Origin of the sequence: Paraburkholderia sp. SIMBA_054 (assembly GCF_046534875.1) — a bacterium.
Classification (GTDB): Bacteria; Pseudomonadota; Gammaproteobacteria; order Burkholderiales; family Burkholderiaceae; genus Paraburkholderia; species Paraburkholderia hospita.
In genome coordinates this window covers 1-239 of sequence record NZ_JAWRXV010001639.1, presented here as the reverse complement: position 1 = coordinate 239, position 239 = coordinate 1, and the positions used below count along the sequence as shown (strand labels likewise).

Below are 239 nucleotides of genomic sequence, written 5' to 3'. Positions count from 1 at the left end.
GTGCCCGCGCGTGTCGGCGTGACGGTGCCGGTGCGCAGCGGGATCGGCGATTCGAGCCACTTCAGCGTGTAGGTCATCGCCGTCGCGTCTATGTTCAACTGGACCACTTCGCCGCTGCCGGCGCCGCCGAGGAACGTGCTTTTGACGATATCGGCGGTGGCCGGACACAGCGCGGCCGCCGTGCCGCTCGAGGCGGGCGGACCTTGAACGCCGCAGTTCGAACCCGAGCATTGCGGCGC

Annotated in this window: 1 pseudogene; it reads right to left on the bottom strand. The window is 69.5% G+C overall.

From position 1 onward, the window contains the following. A pseudogene (locus tag SB822_RS60640) lies at positions 1-239 on the bottom strand (hypothetical protein); the annotation flags it as partial.